The following is a 12,813-nucleotide window of genomic DNA, read 5'->3' on the forward strand; positions in this document are numbered from 1 at the left end:
CCACATCTCGTACTGCTAAAACTAACAAAAGAGCTATAAGCAGTTCGTAGGCTTAGGAAGGCCAGCGATGCGAGCAATACGCTTTGGTGGACTCCCCGGAAACAGCGTCATTAAATAAATTGAATTCCCCTTCTCATCACCTAGCGCCTGTTTTGTGGCTTTAACTAGGGGGCGCATGGCGGGTGCCATTTCATATTGACTATAAAAATCACGCACCAGGTGAATAATTTCCCAGTGTTTTTCTGTGAGCGCTAAGCCTTCGTCCTCAGCGAGTAACTGAGCAATCTCATCGCTCCACTGATCCTGCTTAACCAGATATCCCTCAGGATCTAGTTGGATTTTTTGTGACGAATCAAGATAACGGTATAAACTTTGATTGCTCATATTCAATACCAGGAAATGATCTTTTCATTTTGCTCGGTCAACCTAATAAAGCCGTCCATTTCTAGCAAAGGTAGCCCATGGCTTGTGGCAACAGAGTGAACCCCTCTCGCCATAGCATCTTCAGCGAGCAAAAAAATCGATGCTGTATTTGCTGCCCAGCCTTGCCACTCAGGATAGAGAGCAGCCTGCACGCCATCTTCTATCAGCACAACGGAATCGCCATTGCTGAGTGCGTTGAGCATTTGCACAGCAGCATCGCTATGGGGAGGTTTATTCAGAATATGCAGCATAGTTATTGGCTACTCTGCTAAAAATTGAGCGCAAAATTAAAAATTAAGAACATAATTATAACGCTGGAATAGGTCGGGCATATCTGAAGCCGGGACTAGGGTAACTCCCTCAACCAGCTGATCAGAGGCTATATTAAAGGCTTGTAGCGTCTCAGTAGGGACTAATATGTTTTCTATATCGTACATTTCTAACATATTAATTGTCGGTAGCGTTGCTTTTTGACCAGGTGCGCCAGCCCCTTGCTCTTTGAGTAACGCGAATATCCCCTGCCCTAAAAACAGCAGATCAACATCTTGTCCAAAGGCAGCAGACACAAGTGCAACATCCAGCCCTTCCCGCAACTCATTTGAGCGATAGGGCGCATGTCGTATAACGATAAGTCGCTCATTTGCTTCAGCCATCTTACTCCCTACCTATCAAACTCTGGTCGCCCTGGTTTCAGCCCTGTTCACCATACTAAGCAAACGTAATCAATCGATCACAGCGCTGCTGTAGCTCAAGCAGTTGCCCTAGCCCCGTTAATTCAAAAGGTGGCTCAAGATTGAAATTCACGTGCCCGTGCCGCTTTGCCTCTGCCTCACTCACCACGCCACGGCGTAACGCCGCCGCAATGCAGACATCTAATGCCACCCCGTGCTGATGATGCAGATCAGCCCAAGCATCGCGCATATTCAGCTCATCTTGTGGAGGAGACATAAGCTGGGAAGCATTATGAACGCCATCTTGATAGAAAAAAATGCCCTTGATGTGGTGCCCTTCATTTAGCACTGCTTGGGCAAATCGCAGTGCGGAATGCGGGGCGGCACTACTATACGGCGCCCCTATGACCAATAAGCCATACTCCATCGGATTATCTCGATACAGTCCGCCCTAAAAAAAACAGACCCTAGTATGTAGGGCCTGTTGCGATAGTACTGCAAGGATGATCAGTCGTTGCTCATAATGCCTAAAATCGAGAGCAGACTGATGAACAGATTATAAATGGAAACATAAAGCGTAATAGTTGCGAGGATGTAGTTGGTCTCTCCCGCCCGGTGAACAATCTCGCTGGTTTGGTAGAGGATCGCAGCGGATGCAAACAGCACAAAACCAGCAGAAACCATCAATGAAAGCGCTGGGATGTTAAAGATCAGCCCAGCAACCATGGCCAAAATCAACACAATGGCGCCAGCCATCAGGAAATTACCTAAAAAGCTGAAGTCTTTCTTGGTGGTTAATGCAACCGCAGAGAGGCCGATAAACGTCAGACCAGTCATTGCCAATGCGTTCATTATCAAAGCGCCACCGTTAGGTAACGTCAGATAAGCAGAAATAATTGGGCCAAGCGTAAAGCCCATAAACCCAGTGAACGCGAAAGTAGCTAACAATCCAGCCGCCGAGTTGGCCGTTTTGTGAACCAGGAACATCAGCCCATAAGCACCGATGAAGAACACAAAAATGTTCATTTGTTGGATGCCCATTGCAACAGAGGCACCAGCGGTGACCGCAGAGAATAGCAATGTCATGGCCAATAGCGCGTAGGTATTACGCAGAACTTTGTTAGCGCCAACACTACTTACTTCGCCGCGCGTTTGCGCTCTCGCCGTGTTCGAATCGTTAAAAGCCATTTATCTATGCTCCCTAATGGTAATACTAACAACGGACAAGGATGCCGTTACCAAGTTCCAGACGCAAGTATTTGTCTTCCACGCAAACAACTGCTTTTTAAGGCACTTGCTCCTCCAGCGTTGACTATGCTTAACATTCCACACCATTTTGGACATAGAAATGCGCTATAAAATTCCCCTGACCGCGCCACATTTGGCGTGATTATCTTCGCCTCTTCCGCTTACAGCTTCACTGCTGGCGGTGAAACGTTATCGTCGTCTTCTTCCTTGTGAGATAAATGCTGCATTGTCGCTGCTTGACGCGCATCCTGAGCATTGTAGAGGCGTGCATCAATCACGTTCAGCACCGCCAGCTGTGCGAACAGCACGGTAAAACAAATGATCAGACCTTTTAACATGGCACTGTTCCTTAGGGGCTAACAACTTAGGGGGACAAACAACTTAGAGGGCTAACAACATCGTCGTTGGTAGCGAATAATAGTCCTAGGCGGAAAGAAAACAACTAGGCTTGGTAAATAATTTATCGCCGCTGCCACGCCCGCTTTCACACCACCAGTTGCCCGATCAATCGACTCTCAATCCGCAAACTCTTCAGTATCAACATCAGCTTGTTGCGCGTCGTTATAACGAGCGCCAGCAACTTTGCTCGGCAACAGCATACCGTTGAGCTGAGTCACTGTTGCGTCATCCAGTACGACCGTTGCAGCGCGTAAGTTCTCACGTATATGCGTCACTGAGCAGGAACCCGGAATAGGTACAATATGCTCGCCCTGGGCGTTTAACCAAGCTAGCGCCAGCTGTGCGGGTGAGATCTCAAGACGCCTAGCAATGGTTTTAACGCCATCCAACAAAGCTATATTGTGAGGTAAATTGTCTTTACTGAAGCGAGGCATTCCGGCGCGCATATCCCCTGTCGAAAACTGGGTACTTTCTTCCACGGCTCCCGTCAAAAAACCACGCCCAAGAGGGCTGAACGCCACCAAAGCAGCACCGAGTTCCACACATACATCCTTCAGCGCAATGTCGGGATTACGTGTCCAAAGTGAGTATTCTGACTGTACTGCTGCCACGGGGTATTCCGCATTGCCTTTACGAAGTGTTTCAGCCGATACCTCAGATAAACCAACTGCGCCAATTTTACCCTCTTCCACTAGTCGCCCCAGCGCCCCAACACTCTCTTCAATTGGAACACTGCGATCTAGACGGTGCAGGTAGTAAATATCCAAATAATCCGTTTTTAGTCGTGACAGGCTCTCTTCACACTGGCGACGCACGGTGTCGGGGCGACCATCGATAATGCGTTTCCCCGTTTCAGCATCCAACGCCATTCCACACTTGCTGGCGAGAAACAGTTGGTGCCTTTTTGTTTTTAAAGCAAGCCCCAACAACCGCTCATTGGCTGTTCCACCATAGAGTGTCGCCGTATCAAAATGGCGGTATCCCACCTCAAAGGCTTCTTCCAGTACCCGAAGTGCCTCTGTTTCTGGCACATACTGGCCATAGCCATGGGAAAGATTCATGCATCCCAAGCCAATACGAGGAGACGAGACACCGTTTAATCGGTCAAAAAACGCGGACATAGCAACCTCTGAGTGATTGACGTTAATTGGATAGTAGTGCACTAGTGTTATGCGTTTTGCCCTGGCTGCAAAGCTGCGACTGCAGCCAATTAGGCAACCGGTGTTCAAGATAATAACGCGGCCGCCACGGAGGCCCCTCTATAAAGCCCACATGGCCACCCGAGGCATGAAGCTCCAAGGTGACACAGCTTGGCAGGACTTCAGCCTTGGGAACGCTTTGGGGATAGATAAAAGGGTCATCTAGCGAATGCACAATGAGCGTTGGAATACGAATCTGCTCCACGAAAAAAGCACTACTGCAACGGCGGTAATAGTCATCAGCGCTTTCAAAGCCATGCAGCGGGGCAGTAACGCGGCCATCAAAGTCCCAAAACGTCTTCATACCCTTTAATGTTTCAAGCGCTGCTAAACGCGCTAGCTCCCCCCTGCGCCCTTGGCGTAAAAACGCCTGCCGTTTATGTTCAACATACCGGCGCAGGTCTCGCAGGAAGCGGGCCTGGTAAACTCTTGAAAAGCCCTTATTGATTCGCTCTGCGCAGTGGTCTAGCCGAAACGGTACCGATACGGCTACCGCCGCCTTCAACGGCGTATTACTCCCCTTTTCGCCCAAATACTTGAGCAACACATTGCCACCTAATGAGTAACCAATGGCGGCAAACAATTTGTGTGGATAGCGTAACGTCAGTTGCTTAACCACATCCGCCAAGTCTTCACTCACGCCAGAATGATATCCTCTGGCACGATGATTTGGCTCACCAGAACAGCCACGCCAATTGACAGCCGCGCTCTGCCAGCCGCGCGCCGCTAGCGCCTGCTGTTGCCCAAGTATATACAGTGAAGCAGAACTTCCCGTCAGGCCATGCAGCAGCAACACGCAATTCGTCGCTTCACCTTCAGGCCCATACCAATCCAGATCGATAAAATCACCATCTTGAAGCGTCATTCGCTCCCGCCGACGCTGTAATTGAGGCGATGCCCGCCATAGCGGGCTATACAGTGTTTGCATATGCCCGCCCGACAGCCAGCGCGAAGATCGAAATGGAGGCATAGTTGAAGACCGCATTGAAGACGACATTAAAGACATGGAGAAAAAGCGCCAGCAAGAACAATAGCGGGATAGCTTAGCAAAATTTATCAGTCGATTTGGTTGCGGCAGAAGTATCGCCTTTAGACTAGCACTGGCTCGCCTAACGCCAACACGCCTGGTATGCATTGTTCTCATAGATGCGACAATACGCCATGCGTCGCCGGGCACTTTCAACTTACGTCGCAGAGTGGTTTCAACTACTATTATTAATAGTTAAAGAAATATAGCCATACCCTTTAAGAATATAGCTCCTGCGACAACGACTGATTTTTAACTCTTTCATGCCACACGATCTAGGAGGTCGCCATGGAATTAGATCCCCTGTTGCTTTCCAGGCTACAGTTCGCTTTTGTTGTCTCTTTTCATGCCATTTTTCCGGTGTTTACTATCGGTCTAGCGTCCTATATCGCACTACTGCATGGCCTATTCTACAAAACGGAAAATCCCGCTTGGGATCGCTTAGCGCTGTTCTGGACAAAAGTGTTTGCCGTTGTGTTTGGCATGGGCGTTGTATCAGGCATTGTGATGTCGTTTCAGTTTGGGACGAACTGGAGCAACTTTGCCTACGCCACATCTAACTTTCTAGGTCCTGTCCTCAGCTATGAGGTAGTAACGGCCTTTTTCCTGGAAGCTGCTTTTCTAGGCGTACTGTTATTTGGCCGCAATAAGGTACCTGAAGGTGTGCATCTGTTTGCTGCCATCATGGTTGCTGTGGGCACGTTTATATCTTCTTTTTGGATACTTTCTGCCAACAGTTGGATGCAAACCCCAGTGGGTTTTGAGCTAATCGACGGTCGGTTCCATATCACTTCCTGGATGGAAGCACTCTTTAACCCCTCTTTCGGGTATCGCTTTGTACACATGGGCATGGCTTCCTTCCTAACCGGCGGATTCGTCGTTGCTGGGGTGAGCGCCTGGTTCTTACTGCGCAAGCGTGATGTTGAAGCTAATAAAAAAGCGCTATCCATGTGTTTGTGGCTACTGCTGATTTTAGCGCCCGCACAAGCGGTAGTTGGCGATTTTCACGGTCTGAACACCTTAGAGCACCAGCCTACGAAAGTAGCCGCCATGGAGGGTAACTGGGAAACGCAAACCAATGTGCCGCTTCTGCTTTTCGCTATCCCAGATAAAGAATCCCAGACCAATCATTTTGAAATCGGCATTCCCAACCTCGCCAGCCTGATCCTAACGCACCATATCGATGGTGAAGTTCCCGGGCTTAACGCAGTACCGGTAGAAGAGCAGCCTCCTGTCATCATTGTGTTCTGGGCTTTCCGCGTCATGGTAGGTATTGGCGTGCTAATGATTGCGGTTGCGCTGACTGGGTTGTTTCTACGTCGCAAAGGGCGTGTCTATGAAAACCCGCTTTTCTTAAAAACGCTGACCGTCATGATTGCATCCCCCTTCCTCGCGGTTTTGGGTGGCTGGATTGTTACCGAATCAGGACGTGCGCCTTGGTTAGTGTATGGCGTTATGACTCACGCGGAAGGCTTAACGCCGTCGCTTACAGGCGGCATGGCGCTGTTTACCTTAATTGGTTATATCGCGGTTTACAGCGTGGTGTTTTTAACCGGAATTTATTATTTAACGCGAGTTGTGCGCAATGGCATGACAGAAACACAGGCCGAAGTTGGAGGCGAGATTGAACGCCCGAAACGCCCACTATCCGCGGCACACACCCCCTTTGATGATGATTTGGAAGGAGCCAACACATGAGTATTGATCTTTCACTCATCTGGGCTGCCATTATTGGCTTTGGCGTCATTATGTATGTCTTGATGGATGGCTTTGATCTAGGGTTGGGGATTTTGTTTCCCTTCGCTCCTGATGAAGAGTCACGCGATGTGATGATGAACTCTGTTGCTCCCGTGTGGGATGGCAATGAAACCTGGCTAGTGCTGGGTGGCGCTGGGCTGCTCGGCGCTTTCCCTCTGGTCTATTCCGTGTTTTTGCCCGCGCTCTATATCGGTGTTTTCCTAATGCTGGCTGGCTTGATTTTTCGCGGCATCTCGTTCGAGTTTCGCTTCAAGTCTAAGAAAAACCGCCGTTGGTGGAACCGTGCCTTTAGCTGGGGGTCCGCTATTGCAACCTTCGCTCAAGGGGCGGTCGTCGGCGCTTATATCCAAGGGTTTGCTGTCGAAGACTTCCGCTATGTCGGTGGCGCACTGGATTGGCTGACACCCTTTACTGTATTAACAGGGCTAGGACTCATGGCTGGCTACGCACTGCTTGGTTCTACGTGGCTGATTCTGAAGTCAGAAGGCCATGTCCAGCAGTGGGCTTACCGAATTACGCCAAAACTGCTGTTAGCAGTGCTAGTCGTGTTTGGCATTGTCAGTCTGTGGACGCCGCTGGTTAGCCCAGAAGTGCGTGACCGCTGGATGAACCAGATCCACCTAATTTGGCTGTTCCCCATTTTTGCCATGGTCTGTGCTGGCGCTCTTTATCGTGCCGTCAAGCGCCAACAGGAAGGCCTACCGTTTGTTGCAACACTGGGGCTGTTTGTCTTTACCTACCTTGGTCTCATCGCCAGTAAGTGGCCGGTTATCGTACCGCCCAACTATACGATTTGGGACGCCGCTTCCGCCCCTGAGTCGCAATTATTTTTGCTGATTGGCGTGCTGTTTGTTATCCCCATCGTGTTGGCCTATACCGCCTGGACGTACTGGGTATTCCGCGGCAAGGTAAAAGTGGGCGAAGGATACCATTGAGGCTTTGCTACTTAATCTGTTAATTGCTTATCACAAATTGCTTGTAACAAAAAAGAAGGGTGCCATTTAGGCACCCTTCTTTTATTGCTTTGGATACAGGCCTCACTGAGTGTGGCCTACAGCTTGACGGTAGGGTCAGCAAAACCATTCGGCACATAAAGATTATGCGGACCTAAGCGGCTAACGTCTGTTTCGCCACATAGCGCCATCGTGGTATCCAGCTCTTTATGAATAATCTGTAGCGCCCTGGTGACGCCCTCTTCACCGGCAGCCCCTAAACCATAGGTAAAAGCACGCCCAATGTAGGTTCCCTTAGCCCCCAACGCCAACGCTTTCAGCACATCCTGACCCGAACGGATACCAGAGTCGAGATGGACTTCTATCTCGCCTCCCACTTCATCCATAATGCTTGTCAGCATCCGAATCGAGCTCATTGCTCCATCAAGCTGACGACCACCATGGTTAGAAACAATAATGGCATCGGCACCTATCTCTACGGCGCAGCGCGCATCTTCAGGGGTCATAATGCCCTTAATAATCAGCTTACCGCCCCACCACTCTTTAAACTGCGCAATACGCTTCCAGTCCAGCGATACATCAAAGGCCTCGGCCGTCCAGGCTAACAAGGAGGAAGGGTCAGTAACCCCTTTGGCGTGCCCCACAATATTGCCAAATGAGCGACGTTTGGTTTTCAGCATTTCCAAACCCCAAGGGATTTTCGTTGCCATGTTAGCAATCGATTTTGCGGTCAATTTAGGGGGTGCAGAGAGTCCGTTTTTGAGATCTTTGTGGCGCTGCCCCAGTACTTGCAAATCGACAGTGACCACAATAGTCGAGCAGTTAGCCGCCTTAGCACGCTCAAACAAGCGGCGCATAAAGTCATCATCTTTTAAGGTATATACCTGGAACCAGAACGGCTGCGTCGTGTGTTCGGCGATGTCCTCAATCGAGCAAATCGACATGGTCGACAGCGTAAACGGCACACCAAATTTTTCAGCCGCCCGTGCTGCTTTAATTTCGCCATCTGCCGCTTGCATTCCCGTTAACCCTACGGGTGCAAGCGCAACCGGCATAGCCACATCTTCGCCCATCATAGAACTTCGCGTAGAACGCCCTGACATATCGACCGCAACACGCTGTTTCAAGTGAATATGCTGGAAGTCGCTGGTATTTTCACGGAAGGTTTGCTCTGTCCAACTGCCTGATTCGGCGTAGTCATAAAACATTTTTGGCGTGCGGCGGGCGTAATGGCGACGAAGGTCTTCAATGTTGGTATAGATCGGCATAAATTATCCTTAATGAATATTATTCCCATTAACATCCAGAACAGACGGCCTTTATATTGTTCTTCAATACTGCACAAGTAAACGTCCTATTCCGCTCTCTTTACTCGGCAAGCTATTTCAGCATGACCGGCAGAGATTTGCGGAAATGGCAGCGTATTAAAATGAAGCAAGTTACTCGGTGAACGCCAAAATTTGCTCCAACAGAGCGCGCTTACGCGGCAGCAAGCTCACTTCTAACCCTAGCGGACGGAATACACGATTCTTAACCTCTAGGGTGACATTGTTCTTATCGCCTTCCAGATCCGATAACGTTCGTCGACTGATACCCACCAAGGCAGCATAACGTGTTTGGTTCAACCCCAGCACATCGCGGCGTAATGCACGTAATAACGCACCATCGGTGATTTCCCCTGCATAGAAACGTTTTAGCAGAGCCACCAAGGCTTCCTCGCGATCATCCGCATAGCGCTTCATAACAACCCCCAACGCTTGAGTCGAGTATTGATAGTACGTAGGCCGACTGCAGGCATATCAAGAATTCGGGCTGGCACCCCACGGGCAGCCAAGCGTTCATCGACGCCCTCTAGTCTCAATGCAAGCGCACGCAGCTCTTCCATCACTCGCTCTGGCTCGATAACGTCTGCCAGGCTGTCGGCAATTCCTTGCCAGTCGTACTCCCCGCCAATTTCCAAGGGCGTTCCCCATTGCGTTGTTCGTGTCACCCCCTCGGGGTCAGCCTTCATCGGCGCGAAGTCATATACAGGGGCAAGCTCAATGCCTTCGGGGCGCTTCAATAACGCCGTATTTCGGCCATGATTGTCAGAATTGCCGAAAGCGATATTCAACAAATCACGCTTAATCCACTCCAACGCTAAGCGCTCGCCATCGAAAAAGGCGCCTTGCTCTTGCACGCGGTATTGAGCTTCCAGCAAGCTAATCAGTCGGCGAATAGTGTCGCCATGATGCAGAAAGGTGCCCGGCGCGGCGTCTACCAAGGAGTAGACCGACTCAAGGCCATAGCGAACCCAAGTGCCATCGAGATACTCCATGTCGAAACGGGGTAACCACAGGGACGGGTAACGCTCTCCTTCCACCAAGCGCATCCGCTCGGTATCTATCGTGGCCACCCCTAACGATGCAAGCTCCTGATAGTAGTGATATTCAGCGCGCAAGATGTCGCAATCATCCGTTGAACGCCTACCGCGCGGAAATTTCACCAGCATGGGTAGGTCAGGTCGATGGTTCTCATCCTGCCAGGTATCAATCCAAACCTGGTCATCATTCGTTAACCGGAGCAGTAATTTTGGCGCTTCACCACCTGCGCCAGTGGCACCGCCACTGGCCGCCCCCATCTGCTGGGCATACTCTAAAAAGTCCACCTGACGCTCTATAACGCTTTGCAGCGGAAAACGTCGCTCCTCTAGGGCTTTTTTTACGGAGAGATCAGGCACTGATTGTTTGATTCTCAAGTTGCCGACCGGCGCGATAGTGCCACGTGCCAGTAATTCAGTATCCTGTTGCCCGACCGGCAAGTCGTGAAGCCCTAGATAATCCACCCAAAAACGTCGGCTAGCCCCAGCCGGCATGATGTCTTCCAAGAAACCGAACCAGTGTGGCGATTCATGAGTTAGCATTAACTCGATAGGCAACCGCATACTGCAAGCGTGCAAGTCATCTTGAAATAGCCACTCAACGGCATAGTCAGTCGCATAGCGCAGCCGAGACTCTCCGCGAGTACCCTGATCTGGATGGGGCAACGACAATTCAGCCGCGTCATGCCACGCTTGTTCAAAATGAACCTGTATCGTTAACTTCACGAATCACCCATGTCGAAAGTTGCTAATATCGAAGCCACTCATGACCCAGCCATTAATGTGCAGTAAAGCGCTCAAAAATTCCTTCACCACTCATTTATGAGTAGTTTAGCGCACATAACTACTGCAACAAAGAATTAATGAGCATCATATTGCACATTTAATTATCCACACGAGCGCCATATGGGAACCTAATATGAATGCTACCCATTTAGAGCATGCGTTTGTCGCATTGCTGATTCAGATGGCTCTACTTCCCTTTGCAAATGCAAAAATCACCGGCACCATCGCGGTAGCACTGCTGCTTGGACGTGAGATTGCACAACATGAATACAGGCTAGCCGTTCAACGTGGTTGGGAATGGGGGCAAGCATTACCGGTGGGCATATTTGAAGGGGTTTGGCGTGGCTGGACGCTAGATTCAGCGCTAGACATTGTTGTACCGGCCCTAGTATGCACTGTGGTAGCCGTTGCGCTAAAAATCATAAAGCCAAACAGCTAAATCACAAAAGCCAAGCATCTAGCAACAACAAAAGTCCTGGCTCCTCAGAGGCTTTTATAACGAATCCCGAGCACACCTATTGGTACACAGGTGTTAAACAAGCCTTTATAAAGCACTTTACCTATTACGCGAATCATGCAAAATTGCTTAATCAACACCTTATATAAAAACGAAAAAGGAAAGTACTATGGCCCGTAGCCACATAGGAATAGCAACGGCACTTACCTCACTGCTATTTGTCGTTCCAGCCTACTCCGATGAGCCACTTCGCCTCGCTGTTGATGTTCCCTTTGAGCCTTTTGAGTACCGTTTGCCCGACGGCACCCTAACAGGCTTTGAGGTGGAGCTGGGTGAAGAAGTATGCCGACGCATCGAGCGTGAGTGCGAATGGGTAGAGCAAGGCTGGGACGGCATTATTCCCGGCCTACTAGCACGCAAGTACGACGCCATCATGTCCTCAATGGCAATCACCGATGCGCGCAGCGAACAAGTGCTGTTCTCAGAACCCTACTATAGCAACCCTAGCGTATGGGTGACCCAGGAAGGCAACGAGATCGATATTGAAGATCGCGACGCCCTTGACGGCATATCGGTAGGCGTTCAGCGTGGCACCATCCGCGATGAGTACATCACCGACACCTATGGCGACCTCGTTGAAGTACGCCGCTATGCAACAGGCGAAGATCTCGCGGTAGATATGAGAACAGGCCGCTTAGACGCAGCTTTTATGTATTACCCACTGGCACTGTCATCGCTTGAAGTTAACGCTGAAGGCAGCGGGATTGTTACCAGCTCGCCACTTATCCGCGAGCCCAAGCACTATTTCGGGCATGGCGTGGCAGCAGCCTTCCATCCTCGTAATGAAGCCCTGGCGGAGCAGTTCAATGAGGCACTGCGCGAAATCAAGCAGGACGGCACCTACGACGAGCTAATGCACAAATACGTCGACTACGACATCAAGATCTAAGGTCTGTCACTATCGCGCCAACGGTAACCCCAGGGATAGCACGCGACGCTTAACCCTGGGGTCGCTGAATTAAGCAGAAGGCAACCCCAATCTAATTACGTGACCGTACTTCATTAAGAATGGGCACTTGCACCCTACTCAGCCCAGCTAGTCGCCAGGTCTCAACCGGCTCGCTACCCTCTACTCCCTGGACTGAACCCCACGCCACTCGAATCGACGTTGTGTAAACCGCCCCGTCTCCCATCACAATAGTCGCGTCAATCAAATACCGCCGCTTCTGCTCTTGCATGACGTCATCATCGAAATCCGAGGTTACTTCAATCTTGGTAATCCCCGCATCGTTACACGCTTCATGGAAAAGAGAAAACTTCTCTTCATAATAGGGATCCGGTTCAATTTTCCGTTGATGCATACCCAGATGCCTTTCTATATCGCCATCGCAAATTGCTTGAACAACGACCTCAACCATCCCTGTTGCCGTATCGCTATACACCCCATTCGCTTCACTAGCCTCACTAGCCTCACTAGCCTCACTAGCCTCACTAGCCTCACTAGCCTCACTAGCCTCACTAGCCTCACTAGCC

The 12,813-nt window shown here is 50.2% G+C and carries 16 protein-coding genes; 4 read left to right on the forward strand and 12 right to left on the reverse strand.

Annotated elements, in window-relative coordinates; all coding sequences use genetic code 11:
* Nucleotides 1-33 precede the first annotated feature (33 nt).
* The 8 genes from HVE01_RS17245 to HVE01_RS17275 all read right to left on the reverse strand — a co-directional run bounded on the left by HVE01_RS17245 (nucleotide 34) and on the right by HVE01_RS17275 (nucleotide 4,946).
* Entirely contained in the window at nucleotides 34-384 is a 351-nt protein-coding gene (locus HVE01_RS17245; RefSeq protein WP_125747859.1) for a TusE/DsrC/DsvC family sulfur relay protein, read from the reverse strand.
* A 2-nt stretch (nucleotides 385-386) separates the two neighbouring features.
* On the reverse strand, nucleotides 387-674 hold the full coding sequence (tusB, locus tag HVE01_RS17250) for a sulfurtransferase complex subunit TusB (RefSeq protein WP_125747856.1): 288 nt from the start codon (nucleotides 672-674) through the stop codon (nucleotides 387-389).
* A 36-nt stretch (nucleotides 675-710) separates the two neighbouring features.
* Complete coding sequence (locus HVE01_RS17255; RefSeq protein ID WP_125747853.1) at nucleotides 711-1,076, reverse strand: DsrE family protein; 366 nt, start codon at nucleotides 1,074-1,076, stop codon at nucleotides 711-713.
* Nucleotides 1,077-1,131: 55 nt separating this feature from the next.
* On the reverse strand, nucleotides 1,132-1,521 hold the full coding sequence (gene tusD / locus HVE01_RS17260) for a sulfurtransferase complex subunit TusD (protein ID WP_146945192.1): 390 nt from the start codon (nucleotides 1,519-1,521) through the stop codon (nucleotides 1,132-1,134).
* An 80-nt stretch (nucleotides 1,522-1,601) separates the two neighbouring features.
* Nucleotides 1,602-2,282, reverse strand: coding sequence for a Bax inhibitor-1/YccA family protein (locus HVE01_RS17265; RefSeq protein ID WP_125747847.1), 681 nt, complete (start codon nucleotides 2,280-2,282; stop codon nucleotides 1,602-1,604).
* 221 nt (nucleotides 2,283-2,503) lie between these two features.
* Complete coding sequence (locus HVE01_RS19915) at nucleotides 2,504-2,680, reverse strand: hypothetical protein (protein ID WP_186808867.1); 177 nt, start codon at nucleotides 2,678-2,680, stop codon at nucleotides 2,504-2,506.
* Nucleotides 2,681-2,857: 177 nt separating this feature from the next.
* The gene (locus tag HVE01_RS17270; protein WP_146945193.1) at nucleotides 2,858-3,862 is read right to left on the reverse strand and encodes an aldo/keto reductase; all 1,005 of its coding nucleotides are present in this window, start codon (nucleotides 3,860-3,862) and stop codon (nucleotides 2,858-2,860) included.
* Between the two features lie 22 nt (nucleotides 3,863-3,884).
* Entirely contained in the window at nucleotides 3,885-4,946 is a 1,062-nt protein-coding gene (locus tag HVE01_RS17275) for a hydrolase (RefSeq protein WP_307725264.1), read from the reverse strand.
* A 309-nt stretch (nucleotides 4,947-5,255) separates the two neighbouring features.
* Between HVE01_RS17275 and HVE01_RS17280 the strand changes: the two genes are divergently transcribed.
* Together HVE01_RS17280 and cydB are read left to right on the forward strand one after the other, a co-directional pair.
* A complete protein-coding gene (locus HVE01_RS17280; protein WP_125747838.1) occupies nucleotides 5,256-6,665 on the forward strand; it encodes a cytochrome ubiquinol oxidase subunit I in 1,410 nt (469 codons plus the stop codon).
* Nucleotides 6,662-7,660, forward strand: a complete 999-nt coding sequence (gene cydB, locus HVE01_RS17285) for a cytochrome d ubiquinol oxidase subunit II (RefSeq protein WP_146945195.1) — start codon at nucleotides 6,662-6,664, stop codon at nucleotides 7,658-7,660. Before HVE01_RS17280 ends, cydB begins: the two co-directional genes overlap by 4 nt.
* 116 nt (nucleotides 7,661-7,776) lie before the next feature.
* On the opposite strand, the gene HVE01_RS17290 is transcribed toward cydB, so the two are convergent.
* From HVE01_RS17290 to HVE01_RS17300, 3 genes are all read right to left on the reverse strand, one after another.
* Nucleotides 7,777-8,946, reverse strand: a complete 1,170-nt coding sequence (locus HVE01_RS17290) for an alpha-hydroxy acid oxidase (protein ID WP_125747833.1) — start codon at nucleotides 8,944-8,946, stop codon at nucleotides 7,777-7,779.
* A 171-nt stretch (nucleotides 8,947-9,117) separates the two neighbouring features.
* Complete coding sequence (locus HVE01_RS17295) at nucleotides 9,118-9,420, reverse strand: helix-turn-helix domain-containing protein (protein WP_125747830.1); 303 nt, start codon at nucleotides 9,418-9,420, stop codon at nucleotides 9,118-9,120.
* Entirely contained in the window at nucleotides 9,417-10,763 is a 1,347-nt protein-coding gene (locus tag HVE01_RS17300; protein ID WP_146945196.1) for a type II toxin-antitoxin system HipA family toxin, read from the reverse strand. The genes HVE01_RS17295 and HVE01_RS17300 overlap by 4 nt, the downstream gene beginning before the upstream one ends.
* A 193-nt stretch (nucleotides 10,764-10,956) precedes the next feature.
* Here HVE01_RS17300 and HVE01_RS17305 point away from each other — a divergent pair, with 193 nt between their 5' ends.
* Together HVE01_RS17305 and HVE01_RS17310 are read left to right on the forward strand one after the other, a co-directional pair.
* A complete protein-coding gene (locus HVE01_RS17305) occupies nucleotides 10,957-11,262 on the forward strand; it encodes a hypothetical protein (RefSeq protein ID WP_146945197.1) in 306 nt (101 codons plus the stop codon).
* A gap of 187 nt (nucleotides 11,263-11,449) precedes the next feature.
* Nucleotides 11,450-12,229, forward strand: a complete 780-nt coding sequence (locus HVE01_RS17310; RefSeq protein WP_146945198.1) for a transporter substrate-binding domain-containing protein — start codon at nucleotides 11,450-11,452, stop codon at nucleotides 12,227-12,229.
* A 91-nt stretch (nucleotides 12,230-12,320) separates the two neighbouring features.
* Here the strand turns inward: HVE01_RS17310 and HVE01_RS19920 are convergent.
* A partial coding sequence (locus HVE01_RS19920) for a hypothetical protein (RefSeq protein WP_186808868.1) occupies nucleotides 12,321-12,813 on the reverse strand: 493 nt, incomplete at its 5' end.

The organism is Vreelandella venusta, assembly GCF_007989605.1.
GTDB lineage: Bacteria > Pseudomonadota > Gammaproteobacteria > Pseudomonadales > Halomonadaceae > Vreelandella > Vreelandella venusta.